At 71.4% G+C, this 24,379-nt stretch carries 19 protein-coding genes; 7 read left to right on the forward strand and 12 right to left on the reverse strand.

The window, feature by feature from the left end; genetic code table 11:
- Nucleotides 1-41 precede the first annotated feature (41 nt).
- Entirely contained in the window at nucleotides 42-1,928 is a 1,887-nt protein-coding gene (locus tag HK417_RS02175; protein WP_222262850.1) for a DNA/RNA non-specific endonuclease, read from the forward strand.
- Nucleotides 1,929-2,015: 87 nt separating this feature from the next.
- Here HK417_RS02175 and HK417_RS02180 read toward each other — a convergent pair whose 3' ends face one another.
- Entirely contained in the window at nucleotides 2,016-2,915 is a 900-nt protein-coding gene (locus tag HK417_RS02180; RefSeq protein WP_222262852.1) for a galactose oxidase early set domain-containing protein, read from the reverse strand.
- 88 nt (nucleotides 2,916-3,003) lie between these two features.
- Nucleotides 3,004-3,825 (reverse strand): AfsR/SARP family transcriptional regulator, encoded by an 822-nt coding sequence (locus HK417_RS02185; RefSeq protein ID WP_222262854.1) that lies wholly within the window; start codon nucleotides 3,823-3,825, stop codon nucleotides 3,004-3,006.
- A gap of 187 nt (nucleotides 3,826-4,012) precedes the next feature.
- Between HK417_RS02185 and HK417_RS02190 the strand changes: the two genes are divergently transcribed.
- Entirely contained in the window at nucleotides 4,013-4,837 is an 825-nt protein-coding gene (locus HK417_RS02190; protein ID WP_222262856.1) for an esterase/lipase family protein, read from the forward strand.
- A gap of 88 nt (nucleotides 4,838-4,925) precedes the next feature.
- On the opposite strand, the gene HK417_RS02195 is transcribed toward HK417_RS02190, so the two are convergent.
- Both HK417_RS02195 and HK417_RS02200 read right to left on the reverse strand, forming a co-directional pair.
- Entirely contained in the window at nucleotides 4,926-6,665 is a 1,740-nt protein-coding gene (locus tag HK417_RS02195; protein ID WP_222262859.1) for a M20/M25/M40 family metallo-hydrolase, read from the reverse strand.
- Entirely contained in the window at nucleotides 6,662-8,788 is a 2,127-nt protein-coding gene (locus HK417_RS02200) for a M36 family metallopeptidase (RefSeq protein ID WP_222262860.1), read from the reverse strand. Before HK417_RS02200 ends, HK417_RS02195 begins: the two co-directional genes overlap by 4 nt.
- A 606-nt stretch (nucleotides 8,789-9,394) precedes the next feature.
- Between HK417_RS02200 and HK417_RS02205 the strand changes: the two genes are divergently transcribed.
- The gene (locus tag HK417_RS02205; protein WP_222262862.1) at nucleotides 9,395-9,640 is read left to right on the forward strand and encodes a hypothetical protein; all 246 of its coding nucleotides are present in this window, start codon (nucleotides 9,395-9,397) and stop codon (nucleotides 9,638-9,640) included.
- A 27-nt stretch (nucleotides 9,641-9,667) separates the two neighbouring features.
- Here HK417_RS02205 and HK417_RS26050 read toward each other — a convergent pair whose 3' ends face one another.
- Entirely contained in the window at nucleotides 9,668-12,352 is a 2,685-nt protein-coding gene (locus tag HK417_RS26050; protein WP_222262864.1) for a CHAT domain-containing protein, read from the reverse strand.
- A gap of 120 nt (nucleotides 12,353-12,472) precedes the next feature.
- Between HK417_RS26050 and HK417_RS02215 the strand changes: the two genes are divergently transcribed.
- Nucleotides 12,473-13,816, forward strand: coding sequence for a S8 family peptidase (locus HK417_RS02215; protein WP_222262866.1), 1,344 nt, complete (start codon nucleotides 12,473-12,475; stop codon nucleotides 13,814-13,816).
- Nucleotides 13,817-13,840: 24 nt separating this feature from the next.
- Here the strand turns inward: HK417_RS02215 and HK417_RS02220 are convergent, their stop codons facing one another.
- Complete coding sequence (locus HK417_RS02220) at nucleotides 13,841-14,293, reverse strand: hypothetical protein (RefSeq protein ID WP_222262868.1); 453 nt, start codon at nucleotides 14,291-14,293, stop codon at nucleotides 13,841-13,843.
- A gap of 666 nt (nucleotides 14,294-14,959) precedes the next feature.
- Between HK417_RS02220 and HK417_RS02225 the strand changes: the two genes are divergently transcribed.
- The 3 genes from HK417_RS02225 to HK417_RS02235 all read left to right on the forward strand — a co-directional run bounded on the left by HK417_RS02225 (nucleotide 14,960) and on the right by HK417_RS02235 (nucleotide 18,007).
- On the forward strand, nucleotides 14,960-15,565 hold the full coding sequence (locus tag HK417_RS02225) for an aldehyde dehydrogenase family protein (protein WP_222262870.1): 606 nt from the start codon (nucleotides 14,960-14,962) through the stop codon (nucleotides 15,563-15,565).
- 106 nt (nucleotides 15,566-15,671) lie between these two features.
- The gene (gene mmsB / locus HK417_RS02230) at nucleotides 15,672-16,577 is read left to right on the forward strand and encodes a 3-hydroxyisobutyrate dehydrogenase (protein ID WP_222262872.1); all 906 of its coding nucleotides are present in this window, start codon (nucleotides 15,672-15,674) and stop codon (nucleotides 16,575-16,577) included.
- Between the two features lie 50 nt (nucleotides 16,578-16,627).
- On the forward strand, nucleotides 16,628-18,007 hold the full coding sequence (locus HK417_RS02235; RefSeq protein ID WP_222262875.1) for an MFS transporter: 1,380 nt from the start codon (nucleotides 16,628-16,630) through the stop codon (nucleotides 18,005-18,007).
- Nucleotides 18,008-18,078: 71 nt separating this feature from the next.
- On the opposite strand, the gene HK417_RS02240 is transcribed toward HK417_RS02235, so the two are convergent.
- From HK417_RS02240 to HK417_RS02265, 6 genes are all read right to left on the reverse strand, one after another.
- Entirely contained in the window at nucleotides 18,079-18,963 is an 885-nt protein-coding gene (locus HK417_RS02240) for an NADPH:quinone oxidoreductase family protein (RefSeq protein ID WP_308123327.1), read from the reverse strand.
- Nucleotides 18,964-19,214: 251 nt separating this feature from the next.
- Complete coding sequence (locus HK417_RS02245; protein WP_222262878.1) at nucleotides 19,215-20,180, reverse strand: quinone oxidoreductase family protein; 966 nt, start codon at nucleotides 20,178-20,180, stop codon at nucleotides 19,215-19,217.
- Between the two features lie 488 nt (nucleotides 20,181-20,668).
- Entirely contained in the window at nucleotides 20,669-22,210 is a 1,542-nt protein-coding gene (locus tag HK417_RS02250; RefSeq protein WP_222262880.1) for an aldehyde dehydrogenase family protein, read from the reverse strand.
- Between the two features lie 32 nt (nucleotides 22,211-22,242).
- A complete protein-coding gene (locus HK417_RS02255; protein WP_222262882.1) occupies nucleotides 22,243-23,613 on the reverse strand; it encodes an MFS transporter in 1,371 nt (456 codons plus the stop codon).
- The gene (locus tag HK417_RS02260; RefSeq protein WP_222262883.1) at nucleotides 23,613-23,753 is read right to left on the reverse strand and encodes a hypothetical protein; all 141 of its coding nucleotides are present in this window, start codon (nucleotides 23,751-23,753) and stop codon (nucleotides 23,613-23,615) included. Before HK417_RS02260 ends, HK417_RS02255 begins: the two co-directional genes overlap by 1 nt.
- Nucleotides 23,754-24,068: 315 nt before the next feature.
- Complete coding sequence (locus HK417_RS02265; RefSeq protein ID WP_222262886.1) at nucleotides 24,069-24,377, reverse strand: YciI family protein; 309 nt, start codon at nucleotides 24,375-24,377, stop codon at nucleotides 24,069-24,071.
- Between the last annotated feature and the right edge of the window lie 2 nt (nucleotides 24,378-24,379).

Raw genomic sequence — 24,379 nt, forward strand, 5'->3', positions numbered from 1 at the left:
CGCTCGACCAGCGAGCGACGGCACCGTAGAAGGGTCCGGCCATGCCTCCGCAGAAGGCGACCGCGAAGTCCGCCAAGAAGACACGCAAGGACGACAGGGCGGCGGACAGGGAAGAGGACCTGCTCGCCGCGCTGCGACGGTTCATCCGGGTCAGGGGTGAGGACTACCTGCGGGACCCGAACATCACCTCCATCGGCATCGGCTACAAGGTGACCGACGGTCGGCGGACGCCGGACCTCTCCGTGCAGTTCACGGTCAACGAGAAGCACTCGGCGCCGGACGCGCTCGAAGCGCTGGGGACCGCAGCGGTACCCAGGTCGATCACGGTCGACGGCGTGGAGGTCCCCACGGATGTGCTCGAGCGACGGTACGAGCCGGCCTTCAAGGTGGTGCCCGAGCCGGTCGCAGTGCAACGCAAGGCCCGGATCGACCCCATCGTGCCCGGCGTCAGCGTGGGCAACGTGCGCGTCAGCGCGGGCACCATCGGCGGCATCGTCTACGACCGGGCCGACGGCACGCCGTACGTCCTGAGCAACTGGCACGTCCTGCACGGCCCGGACGGTGCACTGGGCGACGACATCGTTCAGCCCGGAACGCACGACGACAACCGCACCGACCGCAATCGGCTGGGCCGCCTCGTCCGCTCGCACCTGGGCATCGCGGGAGACTGCGCCGTCGCCGACATCGAGGACCGCGAGTTCGACCCCGCCACCATCGAGCTGGACGTGGTCCCCGAGCAGTTGGGCGAACCCGAGCTCGGCGACACCGTCGTCAAGTCCGGGCGCACGACCGGTGTCACCCACGGCATCGTGCGGCGGGTCGACACCATCGTCAAGATCGACTACGGCGGTGACGTGGGCGTCCGCAACATCGGTTGCTTCGAGATCGGGCCCGACCCCGATCATCCGGCGGCCGCCGCCCAGATCAGCCGCGGCGGCGACTCCGGTTCACTGTGGATGTTCACCCGAGCCGGCCAGACACAGACGGTCGTGGCCGGGTTGCACTTCGGCGGGGAGAGCGACACCAGCCCGGACGACCACGCGCTGGCGTGTCTTCCGGCGTCGGTGTTCGAGAAGCTCGCGATCTCGCTGCGACCCCCGACCGTGCACGAGGTCGAGGAGACCGGCGGCTACGACCGCGACTTCCTCGGTGTGCGGATCGACGTCCCCGTGCCGGCCGCGTCCCTGCGCGACGACGTGGCCGTCACCGTCGACGGGCAGGAGATCGTCCGGTACACCCACTTCTCCCTGCAGATGCGGGCATCCCGGCGCTTCCCGTTCTGGGTGGCGTGGAACGTCGACGGGGGCTCGCTGAAGGGGCTGAGCCGCAAGGGCATCAAGTTCGTCAAGGACCCACGGATACCCGAGGACCTCCAGGTCGGCGATGAGCTGTACTCGGACAACGACCTCGACCGGGGACACCTGGCACGGCGCGCGGACCTGCTCTGGGGCAGCCTCCCGGTCGCGAAGAAGGCCAACACCGACTCCTTCTTCTTCACCAACATCACGCCGCAGATGGACGACTTCAACCAGAGCGCCCGCGCCGGGGTGTGGGGTCAGCTGGAGGACGCGGTCCTCGCTGACGTCGACGTCGAGGACCTGAAGATCAGTGTGTTCGGTGGGCCGGTCTTCCAGGACGACGACCGCGTCTACCGCGGGGTGAGGCTGCCGCGCGAGTACTGGAAGGTCCTCGTCTTCCGCGAGGACGGCGAGCTCAGCGCCCGCGCGTTCCTGCTGACCCAGAACCTCGTCCAGCTCGAGGCTCTGGAGCTGGACGAGTTCCGGGTGTTCCAGACCTCGGTGCCCGAGCTCGAGGAACGCACCGGACTGCGGTTCTCGGACGTCCTCCGGGACGCCGACACCCTCGCCGTGCCGGAGGCGTTGGAACGGCGGACGCCCCTGGAGGGGACCGACGACATCCGCTGGTGATCCTGCCCGCTCACGGCCCTCCCCGGGCGAAGAGCCGGACGTGCAGCACGTGGTCGGCACCGGTCTGCCGCAGCGGGCCGGTGTCGGTCACCGTGTGGTCCTCCGCCGGGTCCCGCGTCTCGATGAGGAGTCGGTCGAAGGCAGCGGCCTCGTCGTCCGCCAGTGGCGTGGGAGATCGTTCGTGTGGTTCCACTGGACCTTCTCCGCCTGGGTCAGCGGCAGCAGCCTGATCCGAGGTCCTGTCGCTCTCGCCAGCACCAGCTGCCCCTCCCGCAGGGCGACCTCCCCCGGAGCGTGACCTCGACGCCGCGGAGCTCGTACGTCCCCGTTCATGATGCGCCCGAACTCCTGACGGCACGTGGCCAGCTCGGGCAGCTCCTCGTCGCCGAGGCGGACCTCGGCCGTCGAGTCCGCCGCGTTCGGGACCGGATGGACCAGCGCGACGCCGGTCAGACCGAGCGCCTCGTGGGCGCCGCCCCAGCACGCCCCGATCCCGTAGGGGCAGGTCGCGGTGATGCCGACCACCACACGGGTGCCCGGGGCCGCGCTGACGGCGGCCTCGCGAGTCGAGAGCCGCAGGTACACACGGGTGCTCGACGGCGCCGGCGCTGATGGCTGCGCCTCGACGACCACGGGCGGGGCATCCGCGGCGAGGGCGTCGCGGGTGGCGGCGGGAGGGGCACCGATGCGCACGGTCCGCGCCACGGTCGGCACACCGGCGCCGTCCACCAGGAACAGCATGTAGTGGCCAGGCGGGCAGCTGTTCGGCGAGGGCGGGGCGGTGACGACCAGCCGATCGAGTTCGGTCCGGCACGCGGGGAAGCAGGCCTGCTGGTCCTGGTTGATGGAGAGCGTCACGGACGGCAAGCGGATCAGGCTCACCCTCGCGATCGCGTCAGGCGCAGTCGAGCCGACGTGGAAGGTCTCGGCGTGGCCCACCGACTCCACTGCATGCCCGCGCTCGCGCAGTCGATGGGGAACGGGCATCGACCTGACGTGAGGCGACTACGGCTTCGTCCCGGGAGCTCCGGGACGGAGCCGTTGCAGCGGCGGCGATGCGCTGGCGAGCAGAGCCCTACTGCGGCCCGCCGACGCGTGCTGGGCCGCGATGGGCCGGACGGTGGCGCGGGCCTTCCGAGAGGGCACCGCCGGGAACCCGTGCCGGAGCCCGCGACGACGGGGAGCGCCGGAGACCGAAGACGAGCTCCTCCATCTGCGGTGACGGTGCGACGCCCAACTCGTCGAAGAGGAGCGCACGGAAGGACTCGCAGGTGCGGATGGCCTCCGCGACGTTGCCCTGCGCGAGGTGGATGCGCATGAGCGTCCGATGAGCGGTCTCCCTGAGCGGCTCGGTCCGGACGGCGGCGTGGGCGGCCTGCACCGCCTCACCGTGGCGTCCGGCCGCGGTCAACTTGTCGGCCAGGGCCTCGAGGGCGTGCAGGCGCAACTGGCGCAGGCGCTCTCGCTCCAGCAGCACCCAGTCGTCGTACCAACCCGGCAGGAGGTCACCGGACATGCCGACCCCGGCCGAGATGACCGGGTCGGCGTCGCCCCGCGGATCGAGCGCGCTGTGCGCCCACACGTCGAACTCCCGGACGTCGACCCGGACGGCGGGCGCCAGCGCGAGCGCCCCACCTGACACGTCCACGAGCCCCGGCGCCACCTTCTGCAGCCGCCACAGGGCCGACCGCAGGCTGCCGTGCGCCTGCGACTCGGGGACGTCGGGCCACAGGAGGCCGGCGACCGCAGCGCGAGCCGGACGATGGGAGAGGCCCAGGTGGGCGACCAGCCGCTGCACTCCCCTCGGCAGGTCGTCCACCGCTGCACACGACCGTGAACCGGTCAGGTACAGCGCGAAACCACCCATCAGGTCCACCCGCGCCGCCGCAGTACCCATGCCGCGTCCCCTCGACAGCCTCGCCGTGCCCAGTACCACCTGCTCGCACCTAGGAGGCCCGGCGCCGGGCGGTGATACCTGCCGTCCCGAGGACGGTCACCGGGCTCGGCATGCCCCGGTATCAGCCACCGCTCCACCGGCTCTGTAGCTGCGCAGCAACACCCGCACGCGCGACCGGGGAGGGCTCGTGAGTATCGGCCGGCCCGTCGTGCCTGACTGGGTGATGGGCGCCCATCTCGCCCGTGAAGTGGCTGAGATGGCCTGGGCCGTGCTGCTCCTCCCGTGGGGGGCCACCGTCGTGGGCGACCCGGCCCTGCAGCCGGTGCACCCCGAGCCGGCGGAGGGCACCACGCTCCGCTCCGCCCCGGTGGTCCTCGTGCACGGGTACGCGGGCAGCCCCGCTGCCTGGTGGCCGCTGGAACGGGAGCTCCGGCGGGCCGGCTTCACGAACGTCCACGCAGCTGCCTACAACGCGATGACCACGAGCCTGGACGACATCGCCCGGGGGCTCGTGGCGCAGTGCCATGAGGCGATGCGGGCGGCCGGGACAGATCACCTGCACGTGGTCGGGCACAGCCTGGGCGGGGTCGTCGTCCGCTACGCGGTCCACCGACTCGGACTCGCGAGACACGTCGGCACGGCCGTCACCGTGGCGGCTCCGCATCGAGGGACGCACGTCGCGTCGCTCGGCTGGGGAGGGGTGGCTCGCGCGCTCCGGCCCGGGTCGCCGGTCCTCGAGGACCTCGAGCGGCCGGGCGACGCCGTCGGCGTCCGATGGGTGGCGTACTACTCCGACCGCGACCTGATCGTCGGCCCGGACTCCGCCCGGCTCGACGAGGACGGGGCGAGGGTCGTGAACGTCGCCGTCCCCGACGTGGGACACCTCGGCGTTCTCCGTGCGCAGGCGTTCCTCGGGTCGGTGGTGCGGCAGCTGCTGGCGGCCGAGGAGGAGGCGGGGAGGCCCGCCCCGGGGCTGGTGGCCGCGGATCCGTCGGCCGCGACCGTGGCGTGAGCCAGCGGCTGCCTCGCGTCGACCACCGTGGGCACGCCCGAGCACGCGGGACGGCGGGACCGGCAGCGGCCGGGCGGGGCCGAGGGGCTCACGGCGCGTCGAGGACCTGCGCGACGAAGCCGACGTTCATCCGCAGGATCTCCAGGGCCAGGTCGACGTCGCACGACTCCGGCGTGTCGAGTTCGGTGTGCACCCTGACGTTCGCCCCGTCGGCCCCCTCGATGGTCAGGACGGCCGGGATCCCCTGGTCGAGGAAGGGGACGTGGTCGCTGTTGAACGGATCGAGGCTGGTCTGGACCACCAGGGAGGTGTGTGCCTCGGCCGAGGCCGCCAGGGCCTCGATCACGTGCTGGGACACCGCGGCTCCCTCGAGGAGCACCGTGCGGGTGGCCGTGTTGCGCCCGGCGATCATGTCCATGTTGACGACGGCACGGATCCGGTCGCGCTCTCCCGCTGACAACCCGGCCACGTAGTGCCGGCTGCCGAACAGGCCCTGCTCCTCCCCGCCGAACAGGACCAGACGCAGGTCGTGCCTGCTGGTGTGCGGGGCGAGCGCCCGGCCGATCGCCAGCACGCCCGCGGCCCCCGACGCGTTGTCGTCGGCGCCCGGTGCGTCCGCCGCCGGGCCGCCCCGGCTGTTCACCGAGTCCAGGTGGGCGGTGACGATCACGACACCGCGCTCGTCGCCGCCTCCCGGACGGTCGGCGATGAGGTTCCGCGTCGTTCCGGCGCCCACCGGCAGCGTCTGGACCTGCGTGGCGTAGCCGTGCCCGGCCAGCGCGGTCCGCACCCATTCGACGGCGGCCAGAAATCCGGTGCCGGTCGAGTGCCGGGTGCGGAAACCGACCAGCGCGGCCAGGTCGGCCTCGAAGGCCGCGCGGGACAGGTCCTCGGCCCGACGTCGGTCGATGACCGCGGGGCCACCCCCGTGCCGCCCCGCGGCAGCACGCTGGTCGAAGACCACGGCGTCGGCGGGCAGCGGACGGACGGCGTGGCAACCGCCTCCCGATCGGTCGCGGAGCGCGCCGGCGCCCGGTTCGAGCGCGACGACGAGATAGCGCCCCTTGTCCACGATCACCGGCACCTCGGGATGCGTCTCCTGGAACAGCCGGCCGATCTGGGTGACGAGGTGCAGGTGGTGCGGCGGCACGGCCCAGCGGCGCAGCGGTGCCGCGCCGGTCGCGTCGACGAACTGCTGGACGCCGGCGGGCGAGCCGCTCAGCACGAGGACGTCGCCGAGCACCGTCCACGTCAGGCCGGCGGCCGCGGCCGATCCTGCCGCACCTGACGGCGCCACGACGACGACGCTCTCCGACCGCTCGCCGTCACCGCTGACGAACGCCTCCACCACGGGGACGAGGTCGGTGAGCGTGTCCACCTCGCCGTCGATCTGGCCGGGCCCCCGCACGTGCACGGCCGCCATGCCGAGCCGCCGGGCGGCCAGGACGTGGCCGCGGTTCTCGGTCACGAAGAGCACGTCCGAGAAGTTCAGGGCCGGCCCGGCCTTCGTCACCGCGGTGCGGAACACCGCCTCGTCGGGCTTGAAGACGCCCACCTCGGTCGACAACGTCACGCGCTCGGCGACGGGTTCGAAGAACGACCGGATGCCGAGGTGGTCGAGCAGCCTGTGGTACCGCTGCTGGATTTTCGGCACGTCCGACGGCTCGGCGGGCATGTCGAAGTCGGAGACCAGTCCGAGCAGCGCGGCCGGCCCGTCGCCGTCGCGGTCGCGGAGTGCGTGGATGGCCTCGAGCGTCTCCCGCGCGCCCGGCAGGAGCACGTCCCCGTCCTCGAGCGTCTTGCCGAGGTCGAACAGGACGAGTTTCACGAGGTGCCCCCCCGGAGGGTTCCCGGAGTGGTGAAGTCCTCGACCACGCCGGCGAGGGACGACGACGTCGAGGGCGGGGACACCGCGCCGACGCCCATGCCACGCTTGGCGAACCCTCGCCACACGTCGGGCAGGTCTCCGGGGTCGAGTGCGCCGACCGCGCTGAGGATCCCGTCGCGGGCCTGGGTGAAGGTCGGCATCGACGGAGTGAGCTTGAGCCCCCCAATGACGTACTCGAGCATCCGCCGCTCCGCGTCGGCGTGACCGTGGGAGTTCACGAGGTTGACGAAGACCTCCCACAGAGCCGCACACCAGACCTCACCGGCGTTGTGCACCGCGTTGTTCCCGCCGCCCACGTTGGGGTTGCGCGGCGGGCCGACCGGCAGGACGACGCCGCTGCTGATGTGGCGAAAGGTCAGCGGGTTCTTCGACATGTCCACCGAGTAGGGGTACCGGCGGATCGAGAAGTAGTAGTTGTCCTTGAACGTGGGCGTCAGATCCGTCCAGCCGCCGATCGGGAACGCGCCGGAGGTGAAGTCGTCACCGGACTGGGAGGTCATGGAGATCGCGAAGAAGTCGCCCCATCCCTCGCCCATCGCCCCGCCCTGGCGGTTGGCCAACCCAGCAGCGTTGCCGACGAGCCGGTTGGTGATGTAGTGCCCCATCTCGTGGAACGTGATCAGCGCTTCGAAGTTGCTGGTCCGGGACGGGAGCGGCGAGACGCTCGTGAACTCGAACATCTGCATCCGCGGGCTGGCGCCGTCCGCCGGTGTCTGCATGTTCGCGTTGTCGGTGCCGCTGAAGTCGTTGCCCTCGGCGACGATCGGATCCCCGTCAAGGCCGCCCCGCCCGAAGTTGTCCCGCTGGGCGTTGCCGGCCGCCTCGTCGAACCCCGCTTCGTACCAGCGATCGTGCAGCCAGTTCACGTGGAAGAACATCCCGGCCAGACTCGCCTGCAGGTTCTCCGGGTCGCTGGCCGGCTGCGCGTGGTCGTAGATGTGACCGAACGTGCTCGACCCGGTCACCGTCCCGCGGACGTCACCGAGGCCCAGGCCGTTGGGGGCAGACAGGTCCGCATACGCCACGCAGTTGTTGCCCTCGGTCGTCGTGGCCCCGGCGGGCAGCCACGGGTCGCTCGGGAGAAGGCTCTCGATCGTGATCGGCTGCTGCCGGATGACGGACGCCTGGAAGCCGTCCGGCGCGCCGGTCGGATGCGGGGAGCCGGGGGCGGGTCCGTCCTCGGGCCGGCACACGGCGTCGCCGGTGTTGTGCACCCAGTAGGTGAAGGCGGCGTCTGCACGGAGGTTCTTCCGGTACAGCACGTCCGGCTCCCCGACCGCATCAACCACGTAGGCGAAGGCCGGGAACCCCTTGACCCACAGCTCCAGGTAGTACGCGGGGTCGAACTGTCCCCCACCCAGCGGGAACATCACGTCCTTGAGTCGCACCGGTCGCTCGAACGGCGGCCGGGCGTCCGTGGCGGTCCCCTCGAACCGGTAGCTGCGATAGCCGGCTGTCTGGTTGCTACCTGCAGCTTCCTCCACCGGGAGGAACGATGAGGCCTCGTACGGGACGCCGGTGAGGTCGAGGGTCGCCCGGGCGATGGCCTCGTCGGCCGGGGTGTCGACCCCCCGTGCAGTACGGCTGGCAGCGGCCGCCGCTGCGGCACCGGGGAAGAACTGGCCCGCCACGGAGACGACCTCGTTGGACGGGGTGATCGCGGCCGTGACCTCGGAGTTGAAGACCTCCACGCCATCGACCCGTTGCACCAGGTGAGCGGTGCGCAACCGGGAACCGCTGACCGACGCGATCTCGATGCCCTCGACGTCCTGCGGCGACAGCCCCCACAGATCGGCGCGCTCGGCGACGAACCGTTCGACTGCGTCCTCCGCAGACCCCTCCGACGGGGTCGAGAGGCGTGCAGACGGTGACAGGCCCGCCACGCGATTAGGCAGACCGGTCGCCTCGTCGTAGTCGACTTGGAGGTCGCCGACGTCCGCGGCCAGCCGCCCGTGACCGACGGTCTCAGGCAGCTCGCTCATCGTCAGCGCAGTTCCCCGTGCGCGACGCGCGCCGGGGTCGTAGAGCGCGTGGAAGTCCTGCGGGAGGTCTCGAGTGGTCATGCGGCTCCTGTCCGTGCGCCGAAGCGCGGTGGGCGTCCCTCTGTCCCGCAGAGGACCAGCACCCGGTCGCTGATACAGGGAACGCGCCGCCCGACGCAGCCCGCCCGCATCCGCCCGTCCACAGGACCGATGCGACCGGTGCGGTCATGGCTCTCCCCCGCGCGTCCCGAGGATCCCGGACCGGCGTCACGACGCCGTCACAGCCCCTCGCGACAGGGGACGCCGACGTGCCCGCCGGAGCCGATCGGACGTCGATCGGACGTCGATCGTCGCGCGATGGGGATCGGCCCCCTCCACCGCGGTGACCGGCCCTCACCGCGGATGTATCTGCCAGGCGCGACCGCACTCCTCCAAGACGTACGGCAACGCGCCAGGGGTGGTGCAGGGCGGTCCGGCGCGCCAGCCAGCACATCCCGCCGAGGCCGCCGTGAACGACCAGCTCAGCGGGACCGGTGAGATCCGCAGCGCGCTCAGCTGCCAGGAGGAGCGCCGCCGCCTCGTGCTTGCACGGGATCGCGAACCGCACCTCCACCGCCGGGACCCCGAGCGCTCGCCCCACCGGCGGTGGCCGTCCCGACATGCCGTCCACGTCCGGTAGGAGCTGCCATGACCATCGTCCAGGACACCCTCGGGAGCGAGATCCTCCTGGACCTGTCCGGGGTCTGCGTCGAACTCGCCGATGCCCGACGCCACCTGGCGGAACGTGACTGCGGGGTGAACCGTGCTCTGGTCGCCCAGTGCCACGCGCGGATCGATGCGCTCCTCGACCTGTTCCTCGAGGCCTCGGCGAACTGCCCGGGACACGGCAGTCCCCTGGCAGCTGGTGTCCGCCCCGCCTGCCCGACCGCCTGAGACCGCGCATGGCCGCGATCGACGGCCCTAACCCGCGCCCAGGCAGATGAACGCGGCCGCGGCCGCCCACGACACGGTGTCCTCGGGGTCCAGGTCCGCCTGGGCGGCCGCCAGCGCCTCGCACGGCGCGCGTCCAGCCCGCAGGAACTCGTGGTAGGCCCGCATGAGGGGCACCGTGGCCGCGTCGGGAACGGGAACGACCGGTGCGACGAGTGTGGCCGTTCCTCCTCCGAGGAGCGCGGCCCCGAAACCGAGGACCTCCTCACCTGCGACCATGTGCGGCCGGCCGGTGTCGCACGCGGCGAGGACGACGTGGTGGGGCGCGCGGGTCAGCCGCTCGAGCTCGTAGACGGTCAACGGACCGTCCGCCAGCGTCACCGAGGAGAAGAGCGCGTTGTCCGACCGCACGTTCCCGTGAGCCGCCAGGTGCAGGAGGGCGGCGCCGTCCACGCAGGCTGTCACCGCCGAGGCGGTCGCCGCATGCCCCGACAGGAGCGTCGCGTGCGGATGGAGCTCTGCGACCGCGGCAGCCTCCGTCACCGCGCCGGGGAGGCCCGGACCGGCGACCACGACGACGGACGCCTGGGCAGAGGGCGGCGGGCGCGTGACGGCCTGATGCCAGATCGTGGCCGAAGGGCTGACCGTGGTGGGCCGTCCCCGGCATGACGGCAGCAGGGACCACGGGAGGGACTGGAGAGCTCCGGTCGGCACGACGATCAGCGGGCGGTCGCCCACCTCGCGCTGCAGCGGACGGAGGAGCAGGTCGTCGATGACGGTTGCCGCGCGGCGCAGCACGGCCGCGGCGGCCGCCTCCCGGCCGGCCCGAGCCACCCGGCGCTCGGCCAGCCGGTGCAGCGCGAACGGGACGTGCGCCAGTGTCTGCGGGACCGCATCCGCCGCTCCCAGTGCGTGGAGGCGGACTCGCCCATCGGCCACCGTCACGGCGTGGACGTGCCCGTCCACCTCGACGTACTCGACAAGTGCAGCGTCGCCCAGGGGCGCGATCAGATCGGCCACGGACTCGCCCAGCCGCCGCGGCTGGTCTCCGGCAGCCGCGTTCAACGTCCGGCAGCGGTCACGGACGCGCCGCTCCAGCAGCACCTGGCGCTGGACGAGCGCGTCAGCGGAACGGCCCTCGGAGCGGGTCTGCTCGATCTCGGCCACGGTGGAACGCAGATCCGCCAGGTCGCGCGCCAGTTCCGGGTTCTCCGGTGGCTGGGCGGGCCGGGTCTGCAGCGCGCTCGCCCGTCCCCGCTCGGCCCACCAGAGGGCACGCCGGGGATCGTGGTCCTCGAGCGCCATGCGCAGTCCCCACCGCGCCAGCGCACCGCGCAACACGCTCACGTGCGCTCTCAGTTCCGTGGCGCCGAGGGTCGCCTGGTGGTCCTGCACCACGCGCAGGCCGGCCCGCAGGGCCGAGAGGGCGGCGCTCCGTCGCCCGTCGGCCCGGCGGAGGAGCCCCTCAGCGAGCCATGCGCGAGCGCGGGCGTCGGCCGGGCCGGCGAACCGCGCTCGGCTGGCCATCGACAGGTGCTTCGCGGCCGTGGCGCGCCGGCCCTGGCCCAAGGCGATCCGTCCCGCCAGGACCCTGGCCTCCAACGCCGGGATCTTCCAGCCCACCGCCGCCAGTTCGTCGGAGACGCGCGCCGCCCGTGCCGGGTCCCCCGAGTCCGGATCGGCAGCCACCACGGCCTGGAGATGGGCATACCGGGCCAGGGCCAGCGAGTTGGTCCGGCCCAGCCGGCGGAAGCCACGAATGGCCGCAATGGCGCTGTCCCCGGCCACGACGGTGTCCCCCTGGACCAGGGCCACGGTCGACAACAGCAACTGCGCCTCGGGCAGGTGGACGTTCCGCTTCTGCCGCCGGTAGGCGTCCACGGCCGCCTCGGCGGTGGCCCGCGCCTCGTCCAGGAGACGCACCGACAGCAGCACCTCCGCGCGATCCACCAACAGCGACGCCTCGACCAGCCCGTGCCGGCGGTAGCGCTCGTCCGCCGCGTCGTAGTGCCGCAAGGAGGCCGGGACGTCTCCGCGACTGGCCTTGACCCAACCGAGGTTCTGCTCGGCGAAGGCGGCCAGCAGGTCCAGATCGTGGTCGAGGCAGAGCCGGCGGGCGTCCATGAGGTCGGCCTCGGCGGCGGCGAAGGCCCGGCGGCCGGCGTGGATCAGGCTACGGTTGGACAGCGCGCGGGCGGCCCACTCGACCTCCCCGGCCTGCCGGAGCACCGGCAGGCCGCGGCGCAGCTCGTCCAGGGCGGCGTCGTCCCGACCGAGTTCCTGCAGGATCGCAGCTCGCTGGACGCGGGCCCGGGCCGCTTGCACTCCCTCCAGGTCCGGGAGCGCCGCTTCCATCTCCCTCAATGCGTGGCCGGCCTGTCCGCGCAGGACCAGGGCCGAGGCCAGGCTCATCCGTGCCTCGCCGACCGCGTGGCGTGCGCCGGCCCGCCGGCCCGCCGCCACGGCGGCACGCAGATGGGTCAGGGCGGCCTCGATCTCGCTGAGGTTCATGGCGGCGATGCCCAGGGCACGCTCCACCATGCTGACGACCTCCCAGGCACCACTGCGCCGAGCCGGTTCCAGGACGGACTCGCCGATCGCTCGTGCGTCCGTGGGCCGTAGCCGGGCCAACTGCAGCGCCCTGACCGCCGAGGCCTGCAGGTCCGCCTCGGCAGCGGCCATGGTGCCCGTGGGGAGGTCACGCACGGAAGCCACACAGCGACGGTCCGCCCCCGGCCATCGCGAGTCAACGGGTTCCGACCCCGGCGGCTTCTCCCCACGCCCACGGACCGCGACACTTCCCGCACTCAACGAGAACCATCGGACGGGGAACCCATGGACTCGGTCGAACCAGACAGCACGCGCGACCACGAGGACGACGGGAACCTCGTCGTGGCCCTGGAGCACGTCGGCGAGGTGCGCCGGCTGCTGGACGAACTGCAGATCGGATTCGCCGATCGGGCTCACAGCGACGACCTGGGCCTCGCGCTCCTCCAAGTCCCCGATGTGAGCGGGGCCGCGAAGACGGTGGAGTCACAGCCCGGAGCAAGGGCGGACGCCGCGGGGGCCGATCCGTCGCACTCCGGGGACACCCCCGCCAGCGATCTGGACCGTTTCCTCCGGGGGCTGCGCGCCGTCTTCGCCGGGCGGTACGCGGGGTGGACGCCGACGCTTGGCAAGAACCGGCTGGTCGGGAACGTGGAGGGCGGCGGCGGACACATCTCGCACTCCGTCGACGACCCGGCGGCCGCGACGTGGCGACCGGAGCCGGAACGCCGGGGGCCGGAGCCCGGTGTGGGCGTGCGGGTCGGGGTGCTGGACACCTCGATCTCCCCCCATCCGTGGCTCGCCGGCGGCTGGGTGGGTCCGGGCACGGACCTCTTGCAGCTCCCCTCCCCGTATCCGGCTCTGGCCGGGCACGGGACCTTCGTGACGGGGCTGGTCCTGCGCCTGGCGCCCGGCTGCGTGGTGGAGTTCCGCCGGGTACTCAAGGACGACGGCACCGCGACGTCGTGGGCCGTCGCGACGAAGATCGTCGAACTCGGGCGGACCGGACTGGACGTCCTGAACCTGTCTCTGGGCTGCTTCACCGAGGACAACCAGCCGCCCTTGGCCCTGGCCACGGCGATCGACCGACTGGACCCGGACATCGTGGTCGTGGCCGCCGCCGGCAACCACGGCGACGCCGGGGAGACCCCTTCCCGAGAGGATGCGGTCCCTCCCGAGGAGAACGGGCGTCCCCGCCTGACGGCCGCCGACCGGCGCCGACCGTCCTGGCCGGCGGCACTCGACGACGTGATCGCAGTCGGCGCCGCCGACGACCAGGGAGTCCGTGCCTCCTTCACTCCGCAGGGGGTGCCGTGGATCGATGTCGTGACGCATGGAGTACGAGTGGCGAGCACCTACCTCGACGGCGAGGTGGACGTGGCCATCACCCCGGGAAGTGCGGATGTCCGGAGGTTCGAGGGCTGTGCCGAGTGGTCCGGCACCTCGTTCGCCGCTGCCCTCGTCAGCGGGGCCATCGCGGCCAGGACGAAGCCGGGGTCCGTGTCGGCGCGGCGCGCATGGCAGCAGATCCTGGAGGAGCGCGACGGGGCGACGGCTCAGCAGCTGGGGCCGGGCGCGGACCCACGGTTCATCCGGCTCCTCGACGGGCCCCGTGGAGCCGCCGCCGAGTAGACCGGGACGACCCGGGACCTGCGGTCAGAGACGCACCCAGTGGGTGACCACGACACCCGAGGAGGTCCGGCAGTGCAGCCGGACCGTGCCGTGCGGCGTCCGGTCGAAGCAGAAGCAGCCCAGCTCGTCCACGCTGGCATGCCCGAGTTCACCCTGCGGACCCTGGAGGGTCACCTCGCCGTCGGCCGGTGGGACGAGCTGACCGACCAGGCCCTCCTCCGTCTGCTCGAGTTCGACCGACATGCTGTCGCTCTCGAAGACCAGCGTCCGGGGTCCCGCCAGGCCGCCGCGGACGAGGGCCGACGTGTCGGTGAGCGAGTCGTGCGTCAAGGCGGCGAGCTCGGCGTCGACCGTGCGCCAGGAGTAGGCGGCCTGCGCAGCCGCCAACATCCCCGGTGTCGGTGCGCCGGCCGATCGGACTGCCGCACGCAGCTCCTGCAGGAGCCGCTCGTCCTCATCTGGCTCCGGGGTCGTCATCGGAGGTCCACTCCCCTGCCTCGGGTCTTGGTCTGCTGGTGCATCGTGCACCTGGGCCAGGTGAATGACCAGCAGACCCAGCGGCACTGGGGCACGCCGCAGTCCGTCGGCCGGCATCCCGATGACGACGAGCCCGGTCCCGCCTTCGCCCACCGTGCCTCGACAGGCACGGGTGGCCGCGACCTCGTGGCGCATCTCGAGAAGCCGGTGTGCGGTCGGCCCGGCCGGATGAGAACCGCCAGGAGCCGGTGCCGGCCCCCTGCACCGACGTTGCGTGGCGGCCGCGCGCGCAGACAGAGGCGTGTCGATCGATCCGGCCGCTCGCGGGAGTGCCGTCCTCATCATCCCGACGCCTCCTCCAGCCGTGAGCGAACGTGGTCGTGACGTCTGAACAGAAGAGGCCCCTGCGGGCCGTGAGATACGCGATTCCCCGACTTTCTGCGGCAGGCGCGGTGACGTGCGGACACCGGTCCCGATGACGGCGGTCGGGGCCACCCCGGTCGCGCCGGTTTGCCGGTGACCGGCCGCCGTAGGAGGCTCCGAGCAGACAGCTCAGGAACCTGCAGGGTGTGCGGCAGCGCACGGACGTGCGCGCAGGCGGGCGTGGACCTCCCGCCGGACCCGATGAACGCGCAGGAGCATCACCCCCAACGGAGAGGGACATCCATGTCGGTCGACGCACCACTCGAGCAGCTCGTGGTCGGCGACCCGCTGGACGAGGCGACCGACATGGGCGCGCTGATCAGCCAGGAGCAGTTCGACCGGGTCAGCTCCTACGTCGCCGACGGCAAGGAGCGCGCCGACGTGACCGTGGCGCTGGACGGCTCGGAGCAGGTCCCTGCCGGGTTGGACGGCCTCTACCTGGGCCCCACGGCGTTCTCGCGCGCCGACAACAGCTGGCGGCTGGCCCAGGAGGAGATCTTCGGCCCGGTCATGGTCGTCATCCCGTGGCGGGACGAGGACGAGGTGCTGGCGATGGCCAACGACAGCTCCTACGGCCTCGCCGCCTACGTCTGGTGCCACGACCTGGACCGGGCGCTCACCGCCGCCGCCCGGATCGAGTCCGGCTGGGTCCAGGTCAACCAGGGCGGCGGACAGGTGGTCGGCCAGTCCTACGGCGGGGTCAAGGGGTCGGGCATCGGTCGCGAGTTCTCCCTCGAGGGGATGCTCGAGGGCTTCACCCACATCAAGCAGATCAACGTCAAGCTCAGCCCCCGCCCGGCCAAGCCGCGGGAGGCCACCAGCGGCAAGGCCGACGTGGGCGCCCCCTGACGGTGGTCGAGCACACCGCCGACCGGTGTGCGATGGTGCAGCACCGGCGTGTCGACGCGAACTGCGTCACACCCCGGCGAGTCCCCGACGAAGCGGAGGAGTCCAGATGAACGTGGCGTGGATCGGACTGGGCAACATGGGCGGCCCGATGGCGGCCAACCTGGTCGACGCCGGAACACCGGTGCGCGGTTTCGACCTCAGCGAGCGAGCCGCCGCCGCGGCCGCCGAGCGGGGCGTCCAGGTCGTCGGCAGCGTGGCGGAGGCGGTACGGGACGCCGACGTCGTCTTCACGATGCTGCCGAAGGGCGAGCACGTCCGGGAGGTCCTCACCTCCCCGGACGGCGTCCTGGCGAACATCAAGGCGGGCGCCCTGATCGTCGACGAGTCGACGATCGACATCGACGTGGCCCGCGAGCTGCACGAGACGGTCCGCAAGGCCGGCGCCCGGTTCCTCGACGCACCCGTGTCCGGCGGGGTGTCCGGCGCGGCCGGCGGCACGCTGACGATCATGGTCGGTGGCCGGGCGGAGGACCTGGAGGAGGTCCGGACCCTGCTGGAGGTGCTGGGCGGCAAGGTGGTGCATGCCGGCGACGCCGGCAACGGCCAGGCCGCCAAGATCGTCAACAACATGATGTGCGGCGTCATCCTCGGCGTGACCTGCGAGGGCGCCGTCCTGTCGGAGCGGCTGGGCCTGGACCCCAAGGTCTTCCACTCGATCGCGTCCACGTCCTCCGGGGACTCCTGGGTGCTGCGCACCTGGTACCCGTCGCCAGGCGTCGTCGAGAGCGCCGCGGTCAATCGCGACTTCGAGGGCGGGTTCTCCGTGGCGCTGCTGCACAAGGACCTCGGGCTGGCGGTCAACGCCGGCGAGTCGACCGGGACCCCCCTGCCGTTCGTCACCCAGGCTCGCGACGCCATGGCCTCGCTGCTGGACGCCGGGCTGGCCGACAAGGACTGCAGCGTCCTGGTCACCAAGGTCGACGGCACGCTGGAGACGCCGTCGGACAGCTGACGTAACGCACGGACGCCTACCCCCCCATCACCGACGATTGGAAGAACACGATGGGCGCTGCTACCAACCACAAGGCCGACGAGGCCAGCAACAACACACAGCTCCGCAAGGTCGTCACCGCCTCCATGGCCGGCACCGTGGTCGAGTGGTACGAGTTCTTCATCTACGCCACGGCCGCGACGCTGGTCTTCCCGGCGGTCTTCTTCCCCGGCGAGACGGCCAGGACCGGCCTGATCTACGCCTTCTCCACCTACGCCGTCGGCTTTGCCGCCCGCCCGCTCGGCGGCCTGGTGTTCGGCCACTTCGGCGACAAGTTGGGCCGCAAGAAGCTGCTCCAGCTGTCGATCGTGCTGGTCGGCGTCGCGACCTTCCTCATGGGCTGCCTGCCCAGCTACGCGCAGATCGGCTTCCTGGCGCCGCTGCTGCTGGTCATCCTGCGGTTCATCCAGGGCTTCGCGGTCGGCGGTGAGTGGGGCGGCGCCGTCCTGCTGGTCGCCGAGCACTCCCCCAACAGCAAGCGCGCCTTCTGGTCGTCCTTCCCGCAGTCCGGCGTCCCGCTGGGCAACTTCATCGCCACCGTCGTCCTGCTGAGCCTGTACGCCCTGCTCGACGACGAGGCGTTCCTGTCCTGGGGCTGGCGGGTCGCCTTCTGGCTGTCCGCGGTGATCGTGTTCGTCGGCTGGTACATCCGGCGCAGCGTCGAGGACGCTCCGGTGTTCGTGCAGGCCCGGGAGCGGGCCGACACCGAGCCGCCGGAGAAGCTCGCCCTCGTCACCGTGTTCAAGGCCTACCCCCGGCAGGTGCTGACCGCGATGATGCTGCGGGCCGGCGAGAACGTCCTGTACTACATCGTGGTCACGTTCTCGATCACCTACCTGAGGCTCATCGGCGTGGACACCCTCCGGATCCTCGCCTACGTGCTCATCGGGCACTTCGTGCACATGTTCTGGATCCCGCTGGTCGGTGCCTGGGGCGACCGGTTCGGCCGCAAGCCGCTCTACCTGACCGGCGCCCTGCTCATGGTGGGGTACCCGTGGTTCGCCTTCTCGCTGTGGGACGAGAACATGGGTGGTCGCGTCAACGTCACGCTGACGGTGCTGGCGATCACCGCCGGGCTGATCGTGCACGGGCTGATGTACGCCCTGCAGCCGGCGATGTTCGCCGAGCTGTTCCCGACGTCCATCCGCTACACCGGGGTCTCCATCGGCGCCCAGCTGACCAGCATCGCCACCGGATCGGTGGCTCCGCTGATCGGTGTCGCGCTGCTGGGTACGGAGCCGGACTTCGACTGGACCAACGTCGCGATCTACATCTCTCTCATGGGTGTGATCAGCGTCATCGGTGCCCTGCTCTACCGGGAGACCAAGGGCGCGTCGCTGACCGACCTGGACACCGTGGAGCACGAGCGGGTGCTCGCCGCGCGGGGCTGAGCACCTCGCACCTCCGCACTCCCCGGGGCACCGGCAGCCGGCTCGTCCGGCCGCCGGTGCCCCGGCTCGTCTCACGGTCGCTGCCGGACCTCGATGAGTGCCTTTCCCGCGGAGCGCCGCTCGTCGACGTCCTGCAGGGCCTGACTGATGTCGGAGAGGGGGTAGCGGTTCCCCACGACCGGGGCCAACTCCCCGGCGCGCACGCGCGGCATGATCGCGTCCCACTGTGACCGGGCAAAGGCAGGTTCGACCCTCCAGAACTCCGCGACGGCGACGCCGATGACGCTGGTGTTGGTCAGCAGGAGTCGGTTGATCTTGACCGTCGGGATGCCGCCGCCCGCGAAGCCGATGACGAGCAGGCGACCTTCCGGCCTCATCGATCGGAGGGAGTCGAGGAAGCGATCCCCTCCGACCGGATCGACCACGAGGTCGACCCCACGTCCATCGGTCAGCTCCCGAACCCGTTCCAGGAAGCCGTCGGCCATGACCACGTCGTGGGCGCCCGCCTGCTCGGCCCGCTCGGCCTTCTCCGCAGTCGAGACGACCGCGATGACGCGGGCCCCCAGCGCGGCAGCCATCTGACAGCTGGCCGTGCCGACGCCGCCGCCTGCACCGTGGACGAGCACGCACTCCCCCGCCCGCAGCCCTCCGCGCCGGCGGAGCGCGAAGTCTGCGGTCAGGTAGTTCAGGGGCAGTGCGGCCGCGACGTCCAAGGAGACGTCGTCCGGGACGGGGAAGACCATGTCCGGGACGACGTTGACCGTTTCGGCGAAGCCGCCGACGACGGGCATCGCAGCGACGCGGTCACCCCGCCTGAAGGCTCCAGCGTCCTCTCGCACGACTCCAGCCACCTCCCATCCGGGTGTGAACGGGAGGTCGGGGCGCAGTTGGTACAGACCCCGTGTCTGCAGCACATCAGGAAAGGTGACGCCGGCGTACTGGACGTCGATGGTCACGGCGCCGGCAGCGGGCTCCGGGGTCGGGACGTCGTCCACCGTCACCGCTCGTGGTCCCTCGAATGCCGAGATCATGGCTGCACGCATCACTGTCATCCCATCCGTCGAGCTGGGCGGCTGGTGTCCGTCGTCGACCGGCGCCCTGGTGTCGCTCGCTCGCACTGGTCCACGCGGAGCACTCCGATCCGGAACCGCTACTGCTGGGGCGGTGGCACCCCGGATGAGTCGGGGCGGCACCGACCGGCTGCCGATCAGGGGACGAGCACGAGCTTTCCGGTGGTCCGGCGGGACTCCAGGGCGGTGAACGCCTGCACGACGTCGGACATCGGGTACCGCCCGCCGATGGTGACGGTGAGCTCGCCCTTGGCGATCCACGAGAAGACCTCGTCGGTGCGGCGCCGGAGTTCATCGGTGGAAGCGGCGTAGTGCGCGATCGACGGCCGCGTGACGTACAGGGAGCCACCCGTGTTGAGGCGGGGGATCTCCAACGGCGGGGTGGGGCCGCTGGCCGTTCCGTAGATGAGGAGGGTGCCGCGCGTGCGGAGAGCGGCAAGACTGCCGTCGAACGTCGTCGCGCCCACCCCGTCGTAGACGGCGGCGACCCCCAGTCCGTCGGTCAGCCGGCGGGCCTGCTCGGCGAAGTCGTCGTACGTGAGCACGTGCTCGGCTCCGGCAGCGCGCGCGGCTGCGGCCTTCTCCTCCGTGGACACCGTGCCGATGACCTTGCCTCCCCGGATCCGCACGATCTGGGTGAGCAACTGGCCCACGCCACCCGCGGCGGCGTGGACGAGGACGGTGTCACCCGGCTGGACCGCATAGGCGTCGGTGGCCAGGTAGTGGGCGGTGACGCCCTGCATCAGCGCCGTGACCGCGACCTCGTCACCGACGTCATCGGGGATGACCACTGCTCGGGCGGCCTCCACGACGACGGAGTCGGCGAAGGAGCCCTGCCCCCCGGAGAACCAACCGACCCGCTGACCCACGGTCAGGTCGCTCACGCCCGAGCCGACCTCGGCGACGACGCCGACGCCCTCCACGCCGGCCGCGAAGGGCGCCTTCACCGGCGTCGCGCCGTTGCGCTGGTAGACGTCCATGTAGTTGACGCCGGCGACCGACACGTCGACGAGGACCTGCCCCGGTCCAGCGGACGGGCGCTCCCGCTCGGTGACCTCGAAGACCTCAGGTCCGCCGAAGGAGCTCACAGTGATGGCACGCATGTCATTCCTTCTCTCACTTGATGGTCGGTTCGTTCTGCGAGACTGCTCCGTCGGCGGTCGGACGGCTCATCGGCTTGGTCTTCGTGGAGCCGGCGAGCATGCGTCGAGCAAGACCTCGGCCCAGCCGCTCTGCTCGTAGCCGCCGTAGGACCGGCCTACCACCGGCCCCACCCGGCGCCCTTCACGGAGGTGGCAGGTGGGCGACGTCTGACAGGGCCGGACCCCCCCTTGCGGGCTCGGCCGAGTCAGTGACTGCCCCTTCTCGGCCATGCCGCGGAACGGGCGGATCATGCCCCGAGGCAGGCGTGCCGGAACGGCACGGACGTGACCGGCCGCCGGCCCATGGCCGCTCATCGCTTTCTGCCGGAGGGATACGGCCCTCGGTCGCATCCACACGCCCAGTTAGCGGTGCAGGGTCGGAAGCGGTGGCCCGGCCGGCGTGCCAACTCCGGGACCGGCGAACGCGGTCACGGTGATGGCCTGCATGGTCAGGACCCTGTCTTGGTGGTGGCAGGCGGGGTCGTGGTTCCTCCATGTCCGAGCCGCACGTTGATCTGCTTGGTCTGGGTGAAGCCGGCGAGCATGCCCTCGAGGGACACCTCTCGGCCGATGCCACTCTGCTTGTAGCCGCCGTAGGACTGGCCGACGACCTGGCCTCCGCCCTGGTTGACCTGCACCCAGCCGGCCTCGAGGCGGTGGGCTGTGGTGATCGCCTGATCGATGTCCTGGCTCCAGACGTAGGCCGCCAGTCCGTAGGCGGAGTCGTTGGCCATGCGGACGACGTCGTCGACGTCGGTCCAGGGGATCGCGACGACCACGGGGCCGAAGATCTCCTCCCGGGCGAGGCGGAACTCGTTGTTCCCACCGGAGAAGAGCGTCGGGACGTGGAAGAAGCCCTCGGTGAGCGGGCCGTCGGAGGGCGGGAGACCGCCCTGCTCGACCTTGAGCGAGTCGTTGGCCAACCCCTCCTCCAGGTACTCCTGGATCGAGTTGAACTGGGTCTCGTTGATGACGGCGCCGATGTCGCTGGCCTCGTCCAGCGGGTCGCCGACCTTCAGCTCGCCGAGCCGGGTCGCGAGCCGGTCGAGCACCTCGTCGTGGACGTCGCGGTGGAGGAAGAGTCGAGTGCCGGCCGTGCAGCTCTGACCCTGACGGGTCACCCGCGACGACAGCAGGAGACCGTTGATCAGGTCGTCCGTCACCGCACCGGGGAAGACGATCGACGGGTTCTTGCCGCCCAGCTCCAGCGAGACGTGGACCAGCCGTTCCCCCGCCCGGCCGGCGATGCCACGCCCCACCTCGGTCGAGCCGGTGAAGGAGATCTTGTCGACCCCGGGATGCTCGACCAGCGCGTTGCCCGCGGTCCGGCCGGTACCGGTCACCACGTTCAGGACGCCGGGTGGCAGGAACTCCTCGCAGATCTCGGCCATCAGGAGGACGGACAGCGGAGCGTCCTCCGCGGCCTTCAGCACGATGGTGTTCCCCGCGGCGAGGGCGGCCGGGACCTTGAACCCGGCGATCATCAGGGGCGAGTTCCAGGGCAGGATCGCGCCGACGACGCCGAGCGGTTCCAGACGGGTGTACTGGAGCTGCGCGGCCCCGGCGGGCAGTGTGGTGCCCTTCACCTCCCCTGCGACGCCGCCGAAGTAGCGGAACAGATCGACGAGGGTGGCCACCTCCGGGCGCGCCTGGGTCCGCAGGGCGTTCCCGGTGTCCACGGCGGTCACCTCGGCGAGTTCTTCGGCGCGAGCCTCGATGGCGTCGGCGATCTTGAGCAGTACCCGCTGACGGGCCGTGAAGTGCTGGTCGCGCCAGGCGGGGAACGCCGCCCGCGCCGCGGAGACCGCCAGGTCGACGTCGGTGCCGGTGCCGCGGGGAACGCGGGCCAGGACCTTGCCCCGGTGCCCGGGGCTGACGATGTCCCGCCAGTCGCCGTCGACGGCTTCGACCCACGTGCCGCCGACGAGCATCAGCCGGGTCGGAGGGGAGGTGGTGTCGGCAGGCGGAGTCAGGGCAATCTGTTCAGTCATGATCTTCTCCTGTGAGAGCTGGGTGAGGCTGGTCAGCTGGCCGGGCGGGAGATGTCGGCCTGACCGGGAGTCGTCAGCGGGTCCCCGAGCCTGGCGTCGAGGGTGGCGTAGTCGAGCCCGCTTGTCTCCCGGGCCTTCACCAGCGCGATGCCACTGATGACGATCGCCACCAGCAGGTAGATCGTGATCGGGGTGGAGTTGCCGTAGGCCGCGAGGAGGCTGCCGGCGACGATGGGGGCGAGGGCGCCGGCGAAGACCGCGGTCACCTGGGCGCCGATCGAGATCCCGGTGTAGCGCATCCGGGTGGGGAACATCTCGGACATGAAAGCGGCCTGGGGGCCGTACATGAGGCCCTGGGCGATCAACCCCACGGTGAGGATCGCCACGATGGCGAATGTGCGGTCGGAGTCGAGCACCCGGAAGGCCACCACCGCCCACACCGCTGCCGTCGCCAGCCCGGCGGCGATCACCGGCTTGCGGCCGATGCGGTCGGAGAGGTAGCCGAAGAACGGCACGGCGAAGAGGTGGACGGCGTGCGCGATCAGCATGAGCCCGAGGATCCGGGAGGTGTCCGTCCCCACCACGACGCTGAGGTAGGTGATGGAGAAGGAGACCACCATGTAGTACTGGATGTTCTCGGCCACCCGCAGCCCCATGGCCACCAGGAGTTCGCGCTTGTGGTCACGGACGACCTCCCTGAACGGGGAGATCTCCTCGTGCCGGGCAGCGGCCTTGGCCATGGCCTCCTTGTAGATCGGTGCGTCCTCGATCTTCGTGCGGATGTAGTAGCCGAGCAGGACGAGGACAGCGGAGGCGATGAAGGCGACCCGCCAGCCCCAGGACAGGAACTGATCCTCGGTCAGGGTCACGGACAGAACAGCCAGCACCGCGGTTGCGAGGATGTTGCCGGCGGGCACCGCGGCTTGCGGGAAGCTGGACCACAGCCCCCGGCGGTCGGCACCACCGTGTTCGCTGACGAGGAGAACGGCGCCGCCCCACTCCCCGCCGAGGGCGAAACCCTGGGCGAAGCGCAGCGCCACGAGCATCGCGGGAGCCCAGATCCCGACCTGCTGGTAGGTGGGGAGCAGGCCGATGCCGACCGTCGCGAGGCCGATGATCAGGAGACTCAGCTGCAGGAGCTTCTTCCGGCCGAGCTTGTCACCGAAGTGGCCGAAGATCACCCCACCGATCGGCCGGGCAACGAAGCCGACGGCGTAGGTCCCCAGTGCGGCGATGATGCCGGTCAGTTCAGATCCGGTGTTGGGGAAGAACACAGTGCCGAAGACCAGCGCGGCGGCGGTCGCGTAGATGAAGAAGTCGTACCACTCGACCACCGTGCCGGCGGTGGAGGCCACGATGACCTTCGTCGAGGGCCGCGAGCGCTTGGTGTCGGTGGCGGTCATCAGCGGACACCTCCCACGAGCTGCGCGAACTCGACGTCCGAGGCGATCTCCATGCCGGGGGCCGTTCGGCCTGCGGCCCAGAGGTCGGTGACCGTCGGCCAGCCCAGCTGACCGAACCCGATCCAGGTGACTGGGGCCATGGCGTGCTCCTTGTGGGTCGTCCGTCGGGCCTTCGTGGTCCGACTGCTGCCTCGCAACAGTGAGCGAGGCCACGTAGGCGGACAAGCACCGAGTTGGAACAGTCCCTGTGCAGGAACGCACAGGAACTGAGCGTGGTCGCGCGTGTACGACCGGGTGTGCTGTACGGCTGTCCACGACCGCCAGGCGCCGGCCACGACACCAGCGTCCGAGTGTGCTCACCGACAGCGAGGTCCACGTCAGCCAGGTCTGCCGCGACGAACGCCGCGAAGGCCGTCACCCACTACGACCTCTTCCGCCTGGCCTTCAGCGTCCGGTCACCCGCCGGCGGGACGCCCAGGGAAGCGGTCGGCGCCGATCGACAGGGTCCACAGGTGGACCGTTCGTTCGGCGACCACGCCGTGGGCGTGGAAGGGGTCGTCGTCGGCGATCTGCTGCACCCGCTCAGCCGACTCCACGTCGAGCACGAGCAGGCCACCCGCCGGTCCGGGCTCCCCCAGGGGCCCCGCCAGGAGCAGTTGCCCGCCATCCGACAGTGACCTCAGATAGGCCCGGTGCTCGGGACGGTGCTGCGAGACGGCGTCGGGGTCGTCGATGTAGCGATAGATCAGGGCGAACAGCGCCATGG

It is taken from the genome of Modestobacter marinus (assembly GCF_019799945.1).
Taxonomy (GTDB): Bacteria; Actinomycetota; Actinomycetes; order Mycobacteriales; family Geodermatophilaceae; genus Modestobacter; species Modestobacter marinus_B.

Coding starts and splice junctions, on each gene's coding strand:
- HK417_RS02200 (WP_222262860.1), bottom strand. CDS start 8,788: ATGACCACTCGAGACCTCCCGCAGGACTTCCACGCGCTCTACGACCCC.
- HK417_RS02265 (WP_222262886.1), bottom strand. CDS start 24,377: ATGGCGCTGTTCGCCCTGATCTATCGCTACATCGACGACCCCGACGCC.
- HK417_RS02220 (WP_222262868.1), bottom strand. CDS start 14,293: ATGACGACCCCGGAGCCAGATGAGGACGAGCGGCTCCTGCAGGAGCTG.
- HK417_RS02245 (WP_222262878.1), bottom strand. CDS start 20,180: ATGCGTGCCATCACTGTGAGCTCCTTCGGCGGACCTGAGGTCTTCGAG.
- HK417_RS02185 (WP_222262854.1), bottom strand. CDS start 3,825: ATGGGTACTGCGGCGGCGCGGGTGGACCTGATGGGTGGTTTCGCGCTG.
- mmsB (WP_222262872.1), top strand. CDS start 15,672: ATGAACGTGGCGTGGATCGGACTGGGCAACATGGGCGGCCCGATGGCG.
- HK417_RS02215 (WP_222262866.1), top strand. CDS start 12,473: ATGGACTCGGTCGAACCAGACAGCACGCGCGACCACGAGGACGACGGG.
- HK417_RS02255 (WP_222262882.1), bottom strand. CDS start 23,613: ATGACCGCCACCGACACCAAGCGCTCGCGGCCCTCGACGAAGGTCATC.
- HK417_RS02225 (WP_222262870.1), top strand. CDS start 14,960: ATGTCGGTCGACGCACCACTCGAGCAGCTCGTGGTCGGCGACCCGCTG.
- HK417_RS02260 (WP_222262883.1), bottom strand. CDS start 23,753: ATGGCCCCAGTCACCTGGATCGGGTTCGGTCAGCTGGGCTGGCCGACG.
- HK417_RS02180 (WP_222262852.1), bottom strand. CDS start 2,915: ATGCCCGTTCCCCATCGACTGCGCGAGCGCGGGCATGCAGTGGAGTCG.
- HK417_RS02235 (WP_222262875.1), top strand. CDS start 16,628: ATGGGCGCTGCTACCAACCACAAGGCCGACGAGGCCAGCAACAACACA.
- HK417_RS02175 (WP_222262850.1), top strand. CDS start 42: ATGCCTCCGCAGAAGGCGACCGCGAAGTCCGCCAAGAAGACACGCAAG.
- HK417_RS02205 (WP_222262862.1), top strand. CDS start 9,395: ATGACCATCGTCCAGGACACCCTCGGGAGCGAGATCCTCCTGGACCTG.
- HK417_RS02250 (WP_222262880.1), bottom strand. CDS start 22,210: ATGACTGAACAGATTGCCCTGACTCCGCCTGCCGACACCACCTCCCCT.